General features: G+C 45.3%; 16 protein-coding genes. 11 read left to right on the top strand and 5 right to left on the bottom strand.

The window, feature by feature from the left end; all coding sequences use genetic code 11:
- Positions 1 to 242 precede the first annotated feature (242 nt).
- Positions 243 to 1,508 (top strand): EAL domain-containing protein, encoded by a 1,266-nt coding sequence (locus MY523_RS02500; protein ID WP_250657236.1) that lies wholly within the window; start codon positions 243 to 245, stop codon positions 1,506 to 1,508.
- Positions 1,509 to 1,590: 82 nt separating this feature from the next.
- On the opposite strand, the gene MY523_RS02495 is transcribed toward MY523_RS02500, so the two are convergent.
- Positions 1,591 to 3,642 carry an immunoglobulin domain-containing protein gene (locus MY523_RS02495; RefSeq protein ID WP_250657235.1) on the bottom strand — a complete coding sequence of 684 codons (2,052 nt, stop codon included), beginning with the start codon at positions 3,640 to 3,642 and terminating at the stop codon, positions 1,591 to 1,593.
- A 281-nt stretch (positions 3,643 to 3,923) separates the two neighbouring features.
- Here MY523_RS02495 and MY523_RS02490 point away from each other — a divergent pair, with 281 nt between their 5' ends.
- Positions 3,924 to 5,042: a DUF547 domain-containing protein gene (locus MY523_RS02490; protein ID WP_250657234.1), complete on the top strand. Its 1,119-nt coding sequence runs from the start codon at positions 3,924 to 3,926 to the stop codon at positions 5,040 to 5,042.
- Positions 5,043 to 5,398: 356 nt separating this feature from the next.
- A complete protein-coding gene (locus MY523_RS02485; RefSeq protein ID WP_250657233.1) occupies positions 5,399 to 6,529 on the top strand; it encodes a DUF2156 domain-containing protein in 1,131 nt (376 codons plus the stop codon).
- Here MY523_RS02485 and MY523_RS02480 read toward each other — a convergent pair.
- From MY523_RS02480 to MY523_RS02470, 3 genes are all read right to left on the bottom strand, one after another.
- Complete coding sequence (locus MY523_RS02480; RefSeq protein WP_250657232.1) at positions 6,526 to 7,068, bottom strand: SprT-like domain-containing protein; 543 nt, start codon at positions 7,066 to 7,068, stop codon at positions 6,526 to 6,528. The two genes, MY523_RS02485 and MY523_RS02480, sit on opposite strands and share 4 nt — an antisense overlap.
- A gap of 1 nt (position 7,069) precedes the next feature.
- Positions 7,070 to 8,254 carry an aminotransferase-like domain-containing protein gene (locus MY523_RS02475; protein ID WP_250657231.1) on the bottom strand — a complete coding sequence of 395 codons (1,185 nt, stop codon included), beginning with the start codon at positions 8,252 to 8,254 and terminating at the stop codon, positions 7,070 to 7,072.
- A gap of 325 nt (positions 8,255 to 8,579) precedes the next feature.
- Positions 8,580 to 10,277 carry an AMP-binding protein gene (locus MY523_RS02470; protein ID WP_250657230.1) on the bottom strand — a complete coding sequence of 566 codons (1,698 nt, stop codon included), beginning with the start codon at positions 10,275 to 10,277 and terminating at the stop codon, positions 8,580 to 8,582.
- Between the two features lie 288 nt (positions 10,278 to 10,565).
- Here MY523_RS02470 and MY523_RS02465 point away from each other — a divergent pair, with 288 nt between their 5' ends.
- Both MY523_RS02465 and MY523_RS02460 read left to right on the top strand, forming a co-directional pair.
- Entirely contained in the window at positions 10,566 to 11,591 is a 1,026-nt protein-coding gene (locus MY523_RS02465) for a class I fructose-bisphosphate aldolase (RefSeq protein WP_250657229.1), read from the top strand.
- A gap of 98 nt (positions 11,592 to 11,689) precedes the next feature.
- Positions 11,690 to 12,211, top strand: a complete 522-nt coding sequence (locus MY523_RS02460) for an NUDIX hydrolase (RefSeq protein ID WP_250657228.1) — start codon at positions 11,690 to 11,692, stop codon at positions 12,209 to 12,211.
- On the opposite strand, the gene MY523_RS02455 is transcribed toward MY523_RS02460, so the two are convergent.
- Positions 12,192 to 12,602, bottom strand: a complete 411-nt coding sequence (locus tag MY523_RS02455) for a 3-phosphoshikimate 1-carboxyvinyltransferase (RefSeq protein ID WP_250657227.1) — start codon at positions 12,600 to 12,602, stop codon at positions 12,192 to 12,194. The two genes, MY523_RS02460 and MY523_RS02455, sit on opposite strands and share 20 nt — an antisense overlap.
- 416 nt (positions 12,603 to 13,018) lie before the next feature.
- Here MY523_RS02455 and MY523_RS02450 point away from each other — a divergent pair, with 416 nt between their 5' ends.
- The 6 genes from MY523_RS02450 to MY523_RS02425 all read left to right on the top strand — a co-directional run bounded on the left by MY523_RS02450 (position 13,019) and on the right by MY523_RS02425 (position 19,471).
- The gene (locus MY523_RS02450; RefSeq protein ID WP_250657226.1) at positions 13,019 to 13,228 is read left to right on the top strand and encodes a hypothetical protein; all 210 of its coding nucleotides are present in this window, start codon (positions 13,019 to 13,021) and stop codon (positions 13,226 to 13,228) included.
- Between the two features lie 216 nt (positions 13,229 to 13,444).
- A complete protein-coding gene (locus MY523_RS02445) occupies positions 13,445 to 14,107 on the top strand; it encodes a TetR/AcrR family transcriptional regulator (RefSeq protein WP_250657225.1) in 663 nt (220 codons plus the stop codon).
- 246 nt (positions 14,108 to 14,353) lie between these two features.
- The gene (locus MY523_RS02440; RefSeq protein WP_250657224.1) at positions 14,354 to 14,611 is read left to right on the top strand and encodes a hypothetical protein; all 258 of its coding nucleotides are present in this window, start codon (positions 14,354 to 14,356) and stop codon (positions 14,609 to 14,611) included.
- A 39-nt stretch (positions 14,612 to 14,650) separates the two neighbouring features.
- Positions 14,651 to 15,505, top strand: coding sequence for an MBL fold metallo-hydrolase (locus tag MY523_RS02435; RefSeq protein ID WP_250657223.1), 855 nt, complete (start codon positions 14,651 to 14,653; stop codon positions 15,503 to 15,505).
- Between the two features lie 58 nt (positions 15,506 to 15,563).
- Positions 15,564 to 16,391, top strand: a complete 828-nt coding sequence (locus MY523_RS02430) for an SDR family oxidoreductase (RefSeq protein ID WP_250657222.1) — start codon at positions 15,564 to 15,566, stop codon at positions 16,389 to 16,391.
- A 287-nt stretch (positions 16,392 to 16,678) separates the two neighbouring features.
- On the top strand, positions 16,679 to 19,471 hold the full coding sequence (locus MY523_RS02425; protein ID WP_250657221.1) for a CHASE domain-containing protein: 2,793 nt from the start codon (positions 16,679 to 16,681) through the stop codon (positions 19,469 to 19,471).
- The last annotated feature ends 7 nt before the right edge of the window (positions 19,472 to 19,478 follow it).

The following is a 19,478-nucleotide window of genomic DNA, read 5'->3' as shown; positions in this document are numbered from 1 at the left end:
CTAATAAGTAATTTTCCAGGCTATTTGAATTACGTTTATTTGTCCCAGACTCGCACTTTAGCGGCACCCTGTGCCGCTTTTTTTTATTCCCCCTTGTTGCTCATCGCAGCTTTTACACATATTTAACAAAAACACCTAGCACTAACGCCTCCTTTTTGGCAACCTCTTATACCTTGAACAGTTAACAAAATAGTTGTTATAACGTAATTCTATAAAGGGGCATTATCAGCTTGCTTTCGGTAATGAACAGAGGCTCGAAAAGTGTTTCGCTGGATATTCATAGCATTGACCAAACAACCCGCGCTATAGCGCCCGGCGAGTGGTCAGCAAGCTTTATGAATATGAGGCTGCGAACCGCATTTCAACCGATATTCAGTCTATCCCACAAACGTATTGTCGGGTATGAAGCGCTTGTTCGCCCGTTTACCACTGAAGGCCAATCACTTAGCCCTGGGCTGCTATTTCAACAACCACGCAACGAACAAGAAAATGTTCAGCTTGATCGAGCCTGTCGTTTTTTGCATATGAAAAACTTCCAAGGGCTACCGGACGATATCAACTGGCTATTTATCAATGTATCACCGGAAACCATCGCTATTGGCCACCGCTACGACTCTTTTTTTGGCAAGCTATTAGAGCATTTTAACTTCCCATCGCACCGTGTTGTCATAGAGATAGTTGAGCAGCCTACCTGCGATGGCGATAGCCTTGCTCAAGCGGTTGAATACTATAAACAACTTGGATGTTTAACAGCCCTGGATGACTTTGGCGCTGGCCACTCTAACTTTGAACGAGTCTGGGCCCTTAAACCCGACATCGTTAAGCTTGACCGATCAATGATTCTCAGAGCATCGGAAGAAAGCAGAATACGTCAAATGCTTAACGGTATTGTATCGCTATTGCACCAGGCAGGCTGCTTAGTTCTAATGGAGGGCGTCGAAACGGAAGAGCAAGCAATGATCGCTATTGATTGCGGTGTAGACTTTGTACAAGGTTTTTATTTTGCCCTGCCACAAATAGGGAAAACCCCCACCCCTGTTCCTGCTTCTGATTTAGGTAAATTGCTCAACGATTATAAGCAAGAAGTGAAAGACAAAGCGGATCCTACTATCGCTGTTCGTGATCATTACTTTCCATTCTTTAACAACGCAGTGGATAAGATAAGAGAAGGATACCCGCTCAGTATTGCCGCAAAATCACTGACCGAGCATCACACCGTAACCCGGTGCTACATGATGGATAAAGACGGTATTCAGATCGGAGAAACAGCCGCCTCAAACAACAGCGCTTCAGCCCAAAACCCAAAATTCAAACCCCTGGAAAACACCCAAAGTGCAGATTGGTTTCGCCAACATTATTTACGCAGAGCATTAAGCAATCCAAATGAGTTGCAGATTACACGCCCCTACCTGTCTGCAACCGGCGCCTACATGTGTGTAACCCTTTCATTACTGTTCAAGTCTGGCGACAAGGACATTATCATCTGCTGCGATATACTGGCAGACTAACATACACAGATTTACATTCACCCATTAAAAAGCCCCTGAAAGCTAATTTGCTTTCAGGGGCTTTTTTGTTCGGGTAGTAATATTACAGAAAGTTCTTCGCGACCACTGATGAGTACTCGCCTTGCACATTATTGGTGTCAACCGTAGCAATCTTAAAATAGTATGTTTTAGACGGATCCAAATCTTCAAATGGATAACTTGTTGATTGAGCACCATCTACGAGCAATTGAGATGACAAGTTCTCTGGCTCTGTACCGTACGCAACAACATATCCAGCGATATCACCCAACGCCAATGGCGAGCCATCCTGGCGCTTAACAGGGATACTCCAGTTTAGCAAAGCGGTATAGGCAACATCTTCAACTGTCAAAGTGGCAGCCAAAGACGGGATTTGGCCTGAGTCATTTGAGACCAATACATCATAAACGCCCGCATCAGCTTTCAAAACGCTGTCGAATTTAAGCGTTGAACCATTCTGCCCTTCAATCTCGATACCATCCTTTCTCCACTGGTAGCGAATATCTCCTGAACCATCCGCAATAACGCTCAGCTCTGCAGCGCCATTAACGTTAACCACCACAGAGCCAGGGTGAGACGAAATAGCCAGCGATGGCGAAGCACTTCCTCCGCCAGCACTGCCTCCATTAACGTCACTGTCTGACTGTTCAGATCCAGACACATCGGCAACATCCCCTGATTGGCCAGCTTCAGCACCAGACGTATTGGCAACATTTCCTGATTGGTTTGTTTCAACACCTGACGTATTATTACCCCCCCCTGTTTGGCTAGCTTCAGCATCAGATGTATTGGCAACATTTCCTGATTGGTTAGTTTCAACACCTGACGTATTATTACCCCCCCCTGTTTGGCTAGCTTCAGCATCAGACGTATTGGCAACATTTCCTGATTGGTTAGTTTCAACACCTGACGTATTATTAACACCCCCTGATTGGCTAGCTTCAGCATCAGACGTATTGGCAACATTTCCTGATTGGTTAGTTTCAACACCTGACGTATTATTAACACCCCCTGATTGGCTAGCTTCAGCACCAGACGTATTGGCAATATTCCCTGGCTGATTTTCAGTATCAATGGTATTCGTTTCGTCAACATACAGGCTAGAAACTTCCTGATAGTACATTTCTGTAGAGCTTTCTACTGATACCAGTTCAACAATAATCTGCTCATTATCAACCTTCATTTGTAAATCACTGGCTATATCACTTGCCTGGTAAAACAAGTCATCCAATGTAACTTCAGAAATGACACCTCCATTTTCTTCCGGTAAAGCCCCCCACTTCGCGAATCGCTCCGCCGCACTGTTCACAACTTCATCAACTGAACCCCAGTCAGGCATATTAACCATTGCGAGAAATGATGCAGACATAATTGCATACTGAAGCTCATCACCAGAAAGTGATTCATAGGCATCAAGTTTGGTTAAGTCAGGAGGAGGAAGCTGTAATGAGCCAGGAGACAGGTTGAGCGTTGACTCAACCAAAGAGTACGCCGCACCAATACTGTCTTCACTCAAACCATCAATATTCTCTTTGGCATACGTGACAGCCAGGTGAGTTAAAGGCGTGACGTACAAGGTCAGTGCTTCCTGATTTTGCAGACCGGAGTGTGCAGCTTCTAATATAAAGTCGCTATTTAGCGAAAACTTCTCGCCGAACGCAATGGGGTTGCCAAATTCGTTCACTCCACAGCCATTAACAACATCACATGTCATTCTGGTATCTGAATCAGCGGTAATTTCGACTACAATCGCATCAATAGTGTCTGCTGCAATGGATACATTAAACTGTCCGTTAGCATCAGTTCGCTCTGCGTCACCTAACGGTATTGGTGCCTTACGAAACAGCCCTGCTTCGCTCTCTATTGAGAAGATGCGAACAATGCCATTTTCAATAACACCTTTAATGGCGCCACCTTGTATGGATATCTGCTTACCTGTCTGTGCAGGGCTAGATAGTTCAGAAACAGAACCTTGAGCGGTCGCTCCCGAGCCTGACTCACCTCCCCCGGAACCACATGCTGCCAACATACTACTCAGCGCGAAAATGCTTATGCTGCGCATACCAAGCTGGCGAGAGATACCACTCCAGTTGCTAACGGCTAAATTCAAAAACATGACTTCACCTGTTCATCTATTCCAATGTGGTAATCATAAACGTTAAATTACCAAAATGACGTATCCACGCCACATTTCCATATTTAATTCCGTCATATTTTTGACACTTAAAAGAATTGTAAAATTTCTAACGATTCGATTGACGCATGATACCAGAATTACTACCAAATATAATGAGAACACAGGCCATGTTTTCTAATTTATTGCTATACTTAACGCCATAGTCCGCCCGCTAGACGACAATGTAGTTGTTTCCTCATTATGGTGAGAGGAGGTGCACAATGCTTTCTTACCAACAACAAAAAAAACGCTCTCGCATTGGTTCAATGCTGGTCAAGAAAGGACTCATCAATCCAAATCAGCTCGACTACGCTGTAAGGCTGCAATCAGAAACCAACGCTCCGCTGGGCCAAATTTTGATCGATAAGCACTTTATCACAGATTCTGAGTTGCACGCGGCGCTTAGCCAGCAGTCCTTCATTAGAGTCGCAGCGATGGTCATTGCTTTCACGCTTGCCCCCTTTCAGTTATCCAGTGCTTCTCCTCCTTCCTCATCCAAACCTGCGACAGAACAGGGGGATACACTACAATTAGCAATGGCAGAAGATATGGAGGGTATCGAATCGGTCTATAGGGAGGAGCAACTATCAGACGTGATAAAACAGCACTCCAACTTGGATCATCAGCTTAATAGACTGTGGGATCGCTATGACGAATTGCTTGTTAACTACGTTAGTGCAAGCAAGAAACAACGACTTGACGCAAACATGGTTAACTACAACAAACTTCGCCACGAGCCTGAGTTTAAGTCTCTCGTTGCTGACCTGTCACGATTTCCCATTAGCGAAATTGACTCAAACGAACAACGTATCGCATTCTACCTTAACGCTTATAATATTCTGGCCATCAATATGGTCACAGAACACTGGCCACTAAAAAAAATCAGCTCTCTGGGTGGGCTTTTCGAACCCGTCTGGGACAAGCCAGCGGGTGCAATTGATGGGAAAAGCGTCACGCTAGGAGAGATAGAACACGAAATTCTCCGGAAATTTGGTGAGCCACGCGTGCATTTTGCTATGAACTGCGCATCAATGAGTTGCCCTAACCTGAGGACAGAAGCCTACAGAGCAGGTCACCTTGACCAACAACTCGATGACCAAGTCGTAACATTTTTAAAGCAGGACTATAAAGGAAGCCATTTAAAAGGTGACACCTTGTACGTTTCAAAAATCTTCAAGTGGTTTGCCGCTGACTTTCAACCACACGGGGGAGTTGAAGAGTTTGTTCGACGCTATAAGCAAGACATTCCGGAAGGCACCAGCATAGAGCCAACCCTGAGCTATAACTGGAACATCAACTGTCACGTCACTGGCTTAAGCAGACTCAGGGCGGAGAGATAGGCCTACGTAGCACACACTAAACCCAAGACCGCCCCTTATGCTCAAATAACATAAGTCAACACCGTCATTTTTTGCCAGTACGGAAAGGCCATCATTAAGCTCTATTAAGCAGCCCTCCCAAGCCACCTTTATTGTCTATCGCCTATTGATAGGCGAAATTTCCAGTATGGGCCAGGAAAAAGTCGCAACATGCTGTTTTGCACTCAGCATTAAATTTTATGACCTATGTCTCAATTTAATTTTAAGGAGTAGTCCTTTTAGAGGGTTATTACGCCCCCTTACTCCATTAACCTTATTCAAGAGAAATACAGGGATAACAAGAATAAAAATCAAACGGATAGAACGAGGATATACGCATGATCTCCGCCACCGCCGAACTCAATACAACACAGATAAACACGCCGCAAGAAAAACCAGCACTTCAGTTAGTGAACGATGCGCCCAGTATATTTGAGCATCTATCTATAAAAGAAAAACAACAGTTTCTATCAAACTATGGTAACCAATCAAGCGCTTACTTCACTCTGCAACCCGGTGTGAGCACCTTCGGCGACAAGGCGCGCGGCTACATCGCTTTTCGCAAGCAGAGCACGGTGTTAGGTCGAGTCAATATCGTGTTCTGTAACCCAATATGCAGTAGCTCGCAACTGTCAGAACTGACAGCTTCGTTTCTGTTAAACACACCAGGCAAAACCATATTTATGGGTGTCGACAAAGAGGTTGCATCCTGCTTACAGCAACATGGGTATCGGTTAAACCAAATGGGCACAGAGTTTTCTATCAATCTGAGTCATTTTGAAGTGAAGGGAAAGGAGAAGAAGCACTTGCGGCATGCAGCAAATCTTGGCAAGCGCCACGGTTTGAGTGTGAGAGAGTTAGACTGGGAAGACATTGACCAAAATGCTGTACATCAAATTTCCGAGCAGTGGAGAGCACAGAAAGCGGTCAATAGTCGAGAACTAAAGCTGCTGACTCGGCCACCTGCATTCAGAAATGAATGGAAAGTCAGAAAGTTTTACTGCTTTCAGGGTGAGAAACTGCTTGGCTATGTTTTTTTTGATCCCTATTTTAAAAATGGAAAGATCATCGGATATTGCGCCAATATCATTCGTAAAGACCCAACTGCGAAACCATCAGACCTGCTTGACTACATTATACTCGAAGCGATCAACACTTTTAGAAGTGAGGGCATTCAACAATTATCACTAGGCATATCGCCGCTCTACAATATCGAAAAAGAGGATAATGATCGACCAGCACTAAGGGTTATACAGAAGTTTCTATTTGAAAATGGTAACACCCTCTATGCATTCAAGCCGCTGGCCTATCATAAAACCCGCTATCGCGGAGACGAAACAAAATGGTATGTTTGTACGAGAAATATTTCGATTACCAAAACGGTTTTAGCTATTTTGCAAGGGACTCAGTTGGTGCCTAAAACCAAAGCAGCCAAAAATGATGCACTGCAGCCAATCCCTGTAAGCTAAGCCGTCTGACCAGTATAGTCGAGCCTGCTGCTGCATTTGCGGCAAAGGTACGAAGACTTTTGCCGCTGCACCCTGTTGTGCCTTATAGCTGATAATGAGTGAGTTAACCCCGGGCATTTACACTGGTATACATAAGGCTTTGGCGAGGCTCTTGATATATCGAATTGATGAGTCACAGAGGGCTCAACATTCAGGACAGAACGCATAATCATCTGCCACTCCGGGCCATGAGGTTTAATATTCCGACCATAAAGCTGATTGGCAATAACGTGTGCAGCTTCATGAGGCGCGACCTCATTTACAAATGCAAGAGGGTTTTCTTCCATTAGCAAACGGTTAAAGCGAATCACCGGCTTAGCTTTTTTTACTAGGCCATAAGCTCGCCCGTATTCAAATCGAGCCTGCCCTGCACTCTTTCCTCTCAGGTCAAAACGAACATCTGGCACCACTAACGACTGATTAAAATAATCATTAGCAGCATCAATGCTAATCCTAACTGACTCTATCATGCGCGCTTGAAGTTCAGTTAGCGCCGTCATTTTAAGCAGATAGTAACGCTTTGATCGCTTTGCCCAATCTGGCCATACCCGTTTCTATGGTTGCTTCATCAACGCTTGAGAAGTTCAGACGGAATGTATTAACTTCTTCGCGGCTAACATAGAAAGGCTGCCCTGGTACAAATGCGACCTTATCCTTGATTGCCATATCAAATAGCGCCATCGACGAGTACCCCTCAGGCAGTTCGCCCCACAAGAACATGCCCCCTTCAGGATGTGTAATCACAACCTCTTTAGGAAAATGCTCATCAATTGCTTTAATCATTGCTGCACGTTGGCGACCATAAACATTGGTAATTTCTGCGATATGAGCATCTATATCATTATCCAGCAAAAACTGGTGAATAATGCGCTGCGAAAAATAGTTTGTATGCAGGTCAGCGGCTTGTTTAGCAATAACCAGTTTTTCCATAAGCGCATCGGGAGCCACCATCCAGCCCAACCGGAACGAAGGCACCACTGTTTTCGAAAACGAGCCCAATACAACCGTATTATCAGGAATCAGTTTTTTAAACGAGGTTTTCTCAACTCCCGCAAAACGCAAATCCCCGTATGGATCATCCTGAACCAGGAATGTCGATGTTCCTCTCAAAACGTCGGCCACATCAAGACGGTTTTGTTCGCTATACGATATACCCGATGGGTTCTGAAAATTAGGCACCGTATATAACAGTTTTGGCTTTCGGCATAGCATAACGCCTTTTAGGCGCTCTACGTTTAACCCTTCCTCTGAAACGGGCACCGGGTTAAAGCGTGCACGATACACTGAAAACGCCTGAATCGCCCCCAGATAACCTGGTTCTTCGATAACCACGTCATCCCCTTCATTAAGCAGTGTTTTGCCTAACAGATCCAAACCTTGTTGAGAGCCATTGGTGATCAGTATGTTCTTTATTGGGACATCGATCCCCTGCTTGTCACGGTAACGATCAGAAATATACTGCCTTAACTCTGGATAACCCTCAGTATTACTATACTGAAGCGCATCAGCACCGTGTTCGTCTAACACCTTATTGGTCGCTTGTTTGATTTCTTCAATAGGGAACAAGTCTCTGTTAGGCAAACCACCCGCAAAAGAAATAACCGTCGGGTCCATAGCGACCTTAAGTATTTCGCGGATAAAAGACTGGGGAACATCGGTTATACGGTCTGAAAAAGGGGTATCCATTTAAGCTAACTTCTCTATTAAATTTTTCTACTATTCTGAGACCTTTGCACGACGTTATGAGCGAAGCAAAGACAAGTCAAAAAATGACGAAAAAGCGCAGTATATATGTAATATAGTCCCGGTCGCCCCAGGAGAGCGCACCATTTTGAGTCATTTTTTAACGCTGTATTTGTAAGCGCAGTGGTCGCGCAAAAATATCATTCTATATTTATCCGCTTAAGGTAGCTAGCAGCGCCTGACAAAAATCAGGCACTGTTTTTGGCATATTGAAGAGGGAGCCGTTTATGCCTCCCTCTCAACGGTCAGAGTATGGTTGCTTTGTGCCCTATACCAGCGCTTCAGCTTCCCATACGAAACGAGTTTTAGTATCACGATACTTTTCATTTAGCGCCGAGTACCTTTTTTCAACCTCGTTCCGCTTTATTTTCATCGTCGGCGTTAACATGCCGTTTTCGGGCGTCCACACGTCATCAATGACAAATATACGCTCGACAATCTCGTGATGCTCAAGCTCTTTATTTACGTCAGCCAAGGTGCTCATGATTCGATCTTCGATCTCTTTTGCACCTTCAGGGGTCGACGCTTTGGCTTTGGCATCTTCTGACAGTTCAATAAGGCCGAAAGGTTGTGACTCACCAGAGCCTGCTACGCAAATCTGTTCAATACAGGTTTCACGTTGCAAAAGACCTTCAATCTTATTGGGTTGAACGAACTTGCCCTTACTGGTTTTGAAGACATCTTTTACTCGTCCGGTTATTGTCAGATAGCCATCACTATCGATTTCGCCACGGTCACCTGTATGCAACCAACCATCGCGGATAGTTTCAGCTGTCTTTTCCGGCTCCAGATAGTAGCCCGTCATCAGTGAAGGTGAGCGAACAATAATTTCGCCTTCGTCGGTGATTTTAACTTCGCTGTGGGGCAGCGCTTTGATTGATCCAACACTACCAATCTTAACTGCATTAGGCATATTAATAGCCGGACCATACGCAAGGTTTTCGGTCATCCCGTAGCCTTCGTTAATATCAATTCCGATCTTGGCGTACCATTCCAACAGGCTCAGCGCAATTGGAGAAGCACCTGACACAACCATCCGCGCTTCACTGAGTCCCAGTGCTTTTTTGATTTTCTTGCGAACAATTCCATTCAGCAGAGGAACGCGCAATAGCTTGTTAAGTTTCTTCTCTGGCATTTTTGCACTGATTTGCTGCTGGAATTTTTTCCACAAGCGAGGAACAGCGAAGAACACGGTTGGGCGGGTTGCTTGTAAGTTTTCTGCAAACGTATCAAGCGACTCTACAAATGAAACCTGTGCACCACCATATGTAGAGCAGCCCAAAACCATAAAACGCTCCGCTATATGAGATAGCGGCAAGAACGACAGAAAGCGGTCAGACGGGTTTATATTGAGTGTTTCTGCTGCGTTTTGAGCCCCAAAGCTAAAGCTGCCATAGGTGTGCATAACACCTTTAGGGTTACCCGTTGTTCCAGAGGTGTAGATCAACGTCATCAAGTCATCCATGCCATGCACCGGTGACTCATCAATCGGCGGGTACTGAGCAAGAAGGTCATTCCACTTATGCTCGATTTTCATATCAATCGCATAGGGCATACCAATGCGGGTTACACCATCTGGTATGCCCGGCTCCATGCTTTTTGCATCATCAAGTTTGCCGATAATGATGGCTTTAGAGCCACTATGTTTAATCACATACTCTATCGAGTCAGCGGTTTGTAGTGGATAAAGTGGCACACTGACCAGGCTGGCCAGTTGAATCGCGTAGTCAGTGATAAACCACTCTGCTGAGTTCTTTGCTAAAACTGCAACACGATCTCCCTTCTCCAGACCTAAGCCAAGCAATGCTGACGCAATCCTGCGTGCCTGGTTATTCACTTCGCCCCACGTGAAGTTCTTATATTCACCATTGATAGGCTGTTTCAAGAACACTCTATCAGGTGATGTGTTTGTCCATTGATAGAGTTTTTCTAAAGGGGTTGTATAGATGGTCTGAGCTGCGTTCATTGGATTTCCTTTGCCTTATTGTTGTTTAGTTCATGTTTTTATTTACTCGCGCGCCTACTTTAATTGATTCTTGTCATATTTAAAATTGAATGCATCACGGGAATATAATTTTATTTTGCTATATCAATAGAACAAAACGCCCCTGAGGTCGGGTTGTAGCTGCACTGAGGTACTATTTTAGTGTTCCGGTCAACACTGCATAATCGAGTGTTCTAGCCTATTATTAAACGTGACTTAACCTGTATTTAAAGTGGGTAGAAACCGCAATCCTGTCACGGAGGAAATACCATGAGCGTCACCAAAGAGCTTCAGAGCACCATTGAAGATATGGTAGATGAAACAAGGGGCATACTGGCTGCGGATGAAAGCGCTCCTACTATTGCGAAACGATTTGCCTCAATTGAAACGGAGTCCACCGAAGAAAACCGACGCGAATACCGCTCACTGTTGGTATCGACCCCCGGTTTAGGGGAGTATATTAGCGGCGTAATCTTATTTGAAGAAACACTCACCCAAAGCAATGAAAAGGGCACCCCATTGGCAGAGGTGGCGTGGAATCAGAATATTGTTCCTGGTATCAAGGTCGATAAAGGTAAAGGGCCATTAGCCGGTGCGCCTGGAGATATGATTACCTATGGCCTGGATGGTTTGGAAGATCGGTTAACGCGTTATAAAGAGCTAGGCGCGCGTTTTGCCAAATGGCGTGAGGTATATCCGATAACAGCCCATAACCCCACGCAATTGGGGCTCACGGCGAATGCTGAAATGTTGGCGCGATACGCTGCAACCTGCCAAGCCTCGGGTATCGTTCCGATTGTGGAACCAGAAGTATTAATGGATGGAGACCATGATATCCGCCGCTGCAAAGAGGTTATACAACAGGTACTGCACGCCGTATTTCATGCTCTTCATCAACACAACGTGGTACTCGAACATATAATCCTCAAACCTAGCATGGTCACACCGGGAGCGTCTTTATCAAGCAAGGCACCACCTCACGAAGTGGCCGAAGCAACACTCAATGTACTTAGAAGAACCGTGCCTGCTGCGGTGCCCAGTATTAATTTTCTGTCCGGCGGCCAAACGCCAGTGGAAGCGACAGAAAATCTTAATGCACTCAACCAGCTAAAAGATCAGGCGCCGTGGCAACTTAGCATATCTTATGGCCGCGCCTTGCAGCAGCCTTGCTTAAAAGCCTGGCAAGGCAAACATGAAAACACTGCCGCCGCTCAAGATGCACTGCTAAAACGAGCCAGGCTGAATAGCATTGCCCGTAAAGGCGAGTATAATCTGGAACTTGAAAAACGGTCTTGACCGCCCATTGAGTTCCCCTGGCTATTAATGCCAAGGTAGATACACACAAGTGTCTGGGCGCAAACAACATCACCTATTTTGGCAATAAGGAAAATCTAATGCTTCACTGCCCTAACTGTGGGTTGCAGAGTTTTGAGTTCGATGGCAACAAAGTGTATCGCTGTAAGGCATGCCACTACGAATTCTTTTTTAATGCAGCAACGGCAGTGGGCGCGCTTATTGAGAAAGACGGTGACCTATTAACCGGCGTTCGCGCCAGAGCGCCGGGTCAAGGGCTACTGGATTTACCCGGCGGCTTTGTTGACCCGGATGAGTCTTTAGAGCAAGCCCTAAAGCGAGAGCTTGATGAGGAGCTATCTATCAGCCCGTCATCGATGAGGTACTTTTCGTCAGGCTCAAACCGCTATCTCTACAATAATGTCGAGTACACAACCTGCGATGTATTTTTTATGTGTGAAATTGACAGTTTTGAGGGTATGCAAGCAAATGATGATATAAGTGAGTATCGCTGGGTGCCACTCGATGAGATTACGTTGCATGCGTTCGCTTTCAAATCAGTGCAAAATGTCATCGCGAAACTGAAGGAAACATACAAGCCTTTCAGCGGAAAAGCCCCTTGAACCAATCCCAGATACCTAACGAGAATCCTTTAAACAGATTAATACCCAGTGCCGATTTAATGAGGTAAAGCACTAATAGCCCGAACAACACCGAGAACAAAATAAACGTACTGAATATAAGCATGGTAATAAACCCGGATAACTGTTTCTGCCATCGGCTTGCGTCGCGATTGTTCCTGCCCAGCAAGAAAACATAATAATACCGGGTGCGCCATGGTTTGAAGGTACCGCGAAGATCAACAGAGTGTGAATCCCAATGGCGAGAACCGACTGCAAGTTTCAAGTGCGCCAGTTGCTCTTCGGTGAAACTATCTTTTACATGATTAGGCATTGAAGACAATAATCGTATGATAATACTATCTTGCCGCAACGCAGATTCCGGATCACTCATACCACCCTCACCCTTTTTGTTCTTTATAAAGCAACCTATGCACAATGTAATGTGCACATAGATTCCCCTTGGCTAAGTTATCTCTTTAATAATGGCACAAGAATTCATTATCGGTAGATTAAAGCCGCTCATATGGGGTCATGCGAAACGGATGAAAAAAGAGAAAGACAACACCCGTTAACTACGGTAATATCCGCGCCCTTTTCAAAAACGCCTCAAAATGAGACCTTTACACGGCATTACGAGCGCAGCATAGACAAGGCAAAAAATGACGAAAAAGCGGAGTTTATACTTAATAAGTCTCGGTCGACCTAGGAGAGCGCACCATTTTGAGTCATTTATTAACGCAGTATTCGCAAGCACAGTAGCTGTGAAAAGGTCTCAAAATAAAAGATCACAAAAGAGAGAAAGTTAAAATGACCGGCAACGAGCAAGCGGTTATTGGCCATATGCGGCCAGGCAAGACTTACACATCTGAAGCTTTATCCAGTTCTCTAAAGCTCTCAAGACAAGTCGTTAATAAAATTTTGCGCTCAGCCTACCGTGGCGGCGTTATTGATCGATTTTCAGAACAAGGAACCAAAGGCTTTATTTATTCAACAAAACAGTTTGGTTTTAGTTTTTAGTCCCTGACAGGCAAGCGCATAAGGGTCATGAGTATCGGCTATACCCTGGCAGCATCCTGATCGTGTATTTTGCAGAGGTGGTACACCTCGATAACAGAACTCTAATAACCCTTAATACTCACATCAATAATCGGCAAATCAATAGTTTTAAAAGTGGCGAAGTCGGGCTACTATGGCACCCACTGTCGGCACCCAATCACTCGTTCAGACAAAATTATGGCACGCCCAAAACCTAACCCTGAGCTAATCCGCGAACAGATTCTGACCAAAGCGCAGCAGATCATTCAAAAAAAAGGCTTTGACGCCTTAACAATGAAAGCGCTTGCCACTGAGCTCAATATGTCAGTGGGTAAAATCTACACCGTCTATGCCGGGAAGGACGCCATATTTCTCGAACTGGAGATTCAGTTTTTTAAAGAAGTCATGGCTTCAATCGAGTCAGGCTTAGCACAAAACCTCTCTGCAACAGAACAACTTCGAGTTTCATTACAGAGCTATTATCTCTATGCCAGCAGCCACTTTGATCTCTATACACTGGTAACGCGCCCACCAAAGGTGTTTAGCCATTACATAGGGTCTGAATTTGAACCGCTCGCCAAACAGGAGCTGGATATTGCGCTAACCTCTCTTAGCTTGCTAAAAGAGATACTCATTCACGCGCTCCCCTCCCACCTCAAAGATAACACCGAAGCCGCGCTACAGCGCTACCTTTTTTTAATCAATTCGATGCATGGGCTTATCATGAATAGCAATTCATCGATATTCCCTTACATTACGAATGACGATATTAGCTTAATAGACAATCGTTATCAGCAACCTGACAAGCAACAAATAGTCGAGCAACAGCTCTCGCTGATTATCAAGGCGGTATTGCAGTAGCACTGGCTGCAATGCCACACAACACAAGCCCCCCACTCAGGGCTATGGCTTAGTTTTATTTTCTCCTCCCTGTAACCGGAGTGTTCCTATTAAAGTATTTGACTCGAACTGGAAGATTACTCTACAGTAACAAAATTAAATGAACATTAATTCATTTATATTAGACAACATATTCAGTATCTCCATAAAAATAATATTAACCGTGATAATTCGCAGATAGCGGCTTCATCAGGAAAGGGGTATCAAATGAGCTCTAAAGTCCGTACAGGTAGCGCTTCAAACATAGTAACCGCGACCAAGACCGCAACTGAAAGTCAGCTTGCCGCACTTGGTATTAAAAAAGTTAAACACTTCGATAACACCCGGACAGATAGTCACCCCCAAAGCCGCCTGGATTCCGTTCGCGCAGCAGCTCATGCATTTAGAGACTATATGCTGAGCCTGGACAAAAAGGTGACCTGTTATCGAAGCATAAACCTGATTAGGACTCCTTACCCTACCTGATATGGTCTATACAATGCTGCCAAAGTGGCCTCCCCGTTTATGCATATCATGAACCGGCTATTCATTATTCAATACCAAACAACTGAAGGATTAAAAACACTGCTTTTTTCGCCGTCTGATATCGATGGAAACAAAGAAACACCTTTTTTCAAAAGGCTAGGGAATTCCTGGGGTCCGTTAGCAGGGCCGATGGAGAAATTTATGGCCCCTGTTTACAACCATGTAGAAGACGCCCTTAGGCAAACCGGCATCAAGCCCGAGCAAATCGACTTCATTTCTTACGACCACCTACACACGCAAGATATTCGAAAGTGGCTGGGCAGCGGTGATACACCAGGACTGTTTCCAAACGCAAAGCTGCTGGTTATGAAGCAAGAGTGGGACTCGACACTATCTTTACTCCCCCCGCAAAAAGAGTGGTACTGCCCTCACGGCATTGAAGGGGTGAACCCGAATAAACTGGTGTTGTTAGACTCAAGTGTCATGCTTGGCGATAGCGTTGCCTTAATACAGACCCCAGGTCATACAGAGGGGAATCATTCACTGGTAGCCCATACGCCTGACGGGCTTTTAGTCACCAGTGAAAACGGTGTTTCTGCCGATAGCTACAGCCCTTTGCAGTCTGCTATTCCGGGTGTAAGAAAGTATGCGCTTGAAAGTGGAATGGAAGTCATTCTAAATGGTAATACTCAGGAGGGCGGGCTTGACCAGTACATATCGATGATTCTGGAGAAAACGGTAGCAGGCCCCTCAATCAGAAACCCCGACTTCTGTAATTTCGTGCCGTCATCAGAACTCACTGCCTATTGGGGATTCCCTGGCCTGAAACCAACCTTTTCATTTGGTGAATTAAGCTATGGCCAAATTGATATCCAAAGTACAACAAAAAAATAACGCCGCATTGAATACGCGTTAATAAACGTATTGGCACAAAGCATGAGAGAGCTGGGCAATGAGTAATGACGTAATCTGGTTAACAGGCAGTGCCAGCGGCATTGGCCTTCACTTGACTGGCGAGTTTTTAAAACTAGGCTATCGTGTCATCGCCACAGATATCAATATTGAAGAGCTTGAGCGCCTTGCAAGTCAGCATAAGTGGAACCGCAGCAACGCGCTGATAGCCAAGCTTGACGTCACATCCGATAAAGACTGGCAGGCGACCTACAATATAGCAATTAAGCAGTGGGGCCGTATTGACCGACTGCTTAATATCGCGGGATATCTTAAACCTGGCTATATACATGAAACCAACAGCAATGAAGTAGACCGCCATATTGATATTAATGTCAAAGGGCTAATATTGGGCAGCCAACTTGCAGCCAAACATATGGTGAAAGCAGGCTGCGGACATATTATCAATATCGCATCACTGGCTGGCATTGCACCTATCCCAGGCATTGCGCTGTATAGCACATCTAAATTTGCAGTTAGGGGGTTCTCGCTTGCACTAGCCCAAGAACTCAAGCCCCATGGCGTTCAGGTAACAGTGATCTGCCCAGATGCGATCCAAACACCGATGCTGGATCTTCAAGAAGATTATGATGAAGCCGCACTAACGTTCTCAGGCCCAGAACCTCTGACCGTGGAGAATATTTCAAAAGCACTATTTTCAGAAGTTATTCCCAATGCGCCAATTGAAATAACCCTCCCCTGGCACCGGGGCGCTTTAGCTAAACTCGGAAGTGCATTTCCTAAGGCATCATTTCTACTGGGTGGAGTGCTGGCAAAACAGGGCAAAAAAGCACAGCGAGATAGGAAAATAAGACGAGGCCAGCGATAAATAAGGCATGAGCAAAGTTAAGAAACATCTGATTAAATCAAATTTTACGAAGAATCCCAGGTCATTACGTATAATATTGTTCGCTAACTCGCTATCGGTGCGCAAGCACACTCTATAAAAGAGGCAACCAGTGCAGCACGACTATAGGGCCAGCTCTAGTTGGTTGCGAATACTTACGCTTTAAATAAAATCAGTGGAAACTTTATTACAGACCGAGCTCTGCTACCCTTAAGGAAACGAATAAAAACACAGCCACCTAAAGTGGGCATTCCTTCCATAAGGGTACGATGGAAACACACCAACCAATTAAAAACGTTCCGCCACTGTTTAAAACACTGATCGTTGCCTTAGCTTACTGGGTAGCCGGTGTCGCTGGTTCATTTTTTTCTATCCCGCCAGGGTTTGCATCCGCCGTATGGCCTGCGGCTGGCATCGCTCTGGCCAGCGCATTTCTGCTGGGTGTCACGCCAGCTGTTACAGGAACCTATATCGGCTCATTTTGCGTCAATACACTGAATATAATATTCAGCGGACAAGAGCTGAGCCTTAATAGTCTCATACTGCCATTAATCATGGCATCAGGCGCTGCAATACAGTTACTGGTGGGTTACCTTATCCTCAACAGGTTTATTTCATTTCCACTGCGCTTCATCAATCAACAAGAGACGCTGACGTTTCTCATTATCGCCGGCCCTGTTACCTGCCTGATATCGGCAACGTTAGCCGTTGTGGCATTTATAACCACTGACACAGTGCCTATTTCAAAAATACCATTTACCTGGTTTACATGGTGGGTGGGTGATACCATTGGCACACTATTCTTTGCCCCTCTAACCATCATCGCCTTTTCCTCCCAAAAATTATTCAACAATAGCCGACGTTTTCAGGTGGTTTTGCCGTCACTCATTATATTTATTATCGTGTCCGCATTCTTTGAAGGTTCCCGTGACGACCAGCATAAACGTCAGCAGCAAGAGTTGGAGGACAAAGCCTCTCAGTTCACCCAAACAATCGATAAACAAGCATTGCTGATCAGAAACAAACTACTCGCCCTTACTGCTATTTATCGAGGCAGCAAATTTGTTGATCGACAGGAGTTCACCACATTCTCAAAGATATTGCTCGAAAATGATGACTCGATTCAAGCATTGGAGTGGGTGCCGATCATTCACGCAGACGAGAGAGTTAACTATGAGTATCTGGCCAGAAGTGAGGGATACCCTCACTTTGAGTTCACAGAGTTGTCACCGAGTGGCGAGTTAACTAAGGCCGCCTCAAGAGAATATTACTGTCCCGTGTATTATGTGGAGCCATACGAAGGAAACGAGAAGGCACTAGGGTTCGACGTATGTTCAAACAGTGGTCGAAAAAGCGTGCTGAATCAAGCCAGAGATACGGGTAAGCAGGTTGCCTCCCCTCCTATCAATTTAGTACAAGAGGTAATGCACCATCCAGGCTTTATTGTCGTTTCGCCGTTGTATGAACACTCCGGGTTTGGTGTTCCAGCCACCTTAAAAGACCGAAGAGACAGAGTTTCCGGCTACGTTCTCGGCGTCTATAGCACTGAAAAAGTAGTCAAACAGGCGCTGGAGTTCGCTCAGTCAAACCATATCGAGCTGACTATCATAGACATCACAGAAACAGACAACCCTATCAATATACTTACCACGATCAGCGATTCCTCAAATCACCTCAGCAACGTGTTTGATGTAAAGGTCGCCGACAGGGTTTGGCAAGTATCTTTTTATCCCAACAAGTTATATTACTTGTTAGCTAAAGACTGGACCAGCTGGAGTGTGCTAACAGGCGGGATTGTACTGGCAATATTGCTACAGGCCTTTATCTTATTGATCACCGGCTTTAATGAAGCAAAGCAGGATGAAATCGAACGCAAAACCAGAGCACTCGACAAGGCACGAAAAGAAGCAGAAGATGCCAACCAGGCAAAGAGTGACTTCCTGGCCAACATGAGTCATGAGTTTAGAACCCCGTTAAATGCCATCATCGGCCTCAATGACATCATACTCAAAACAGAACTGACCTCAAGACAGCGAGACTACTTGAGCAAAGCCAAGAGTGCCTCCCACACACTGCTTAATCTGATCAACGACACGCTGGACTACTCAAAAATTGAAGCAGGCCAGATGGAGCTGGAAAATACCATTTTTGACCTCAATGAGCTGCTAACCAAAATCGAGACGCTATTTCAGCACACTGCTCACGATAAAAATATCAGATTTAAGGTAAGTGGGCCGCAAGACTTTTCTACCCGCTTGATAGGAGACCCATTGCGACTTGAACAGGTGCTGCTAAACCTGTGCAGTAACGCACTCAAGTTCACAGAACGTGGCAGCGTCTCAGTAACCGTATCAACCAGGCAAATTACAGAGACGTCCGTTTCGCTGTTATTCAGTATTTCAGATACAGGTATCGGCATTAGCGCGGAACACCAAAAGCATCTGTTTTCATCCTTTAAACAGGCTGACACCTCGACGACTCGAAAATATGGCGGCACAGGCCTGGGATTGACCATCAGTAAACGGTTGATCGAACTGATGGGCGGGTCAATAACACTGCAAAGCAAGGAAGGAGAAGGCAGCACATTCTCGTTTGCCGTCTCCTTTCGCCCCTCTACAGATGTTATCGACAGGCAACCTGAACACAGTCTTGCGCCTGAAAATGACGATGCCCCCATGGCTGGGCTCAGGATTTTGGTTGTCGAAGACAATCTCGTTAACCAGCTAATCGCAGAAGAGGTATTAAAGAGTTATGGCGCGGAGGTCGTTCTTGCAGACAATGGTCGGATCGGATTAGAAAAACTCCAAAGCGATGGAGATTTTTCAGCCATATTAATGGACATCCAAATGCCCGAAATGGATGGCTACGAAGCAACAGAAAGGATAAGAGCAAACCCGAGTTTCGAGCATATCCCCATCATTGCCATGACAGCCAATGCTCTCAATAGTGACCGGGTGCGATGCATAGAAGCTGGAATGAATGACCACCTCCCCAAGCCTTTTGAACCTGAGGATGTTGCCAACGCCATAATTAAGTGGACAAGAAAACCTCCAGTAACCTGAAACAGGC

The organism is Alkalimarinus coralli, from assembly GCF_023650515.1.
Taxonomy (GTDB): Bacteria; Pseudomonadota; Gammaproteobacteria; order Pseudomonadales; family Oleiphilaceae; genus Alkalimarinus; species Alkalimarinus coralli.
Note: the sequence above shows the minus strand (reverse complement) of the source record. Positions and strands in the feature narration are given on the sequence as shown.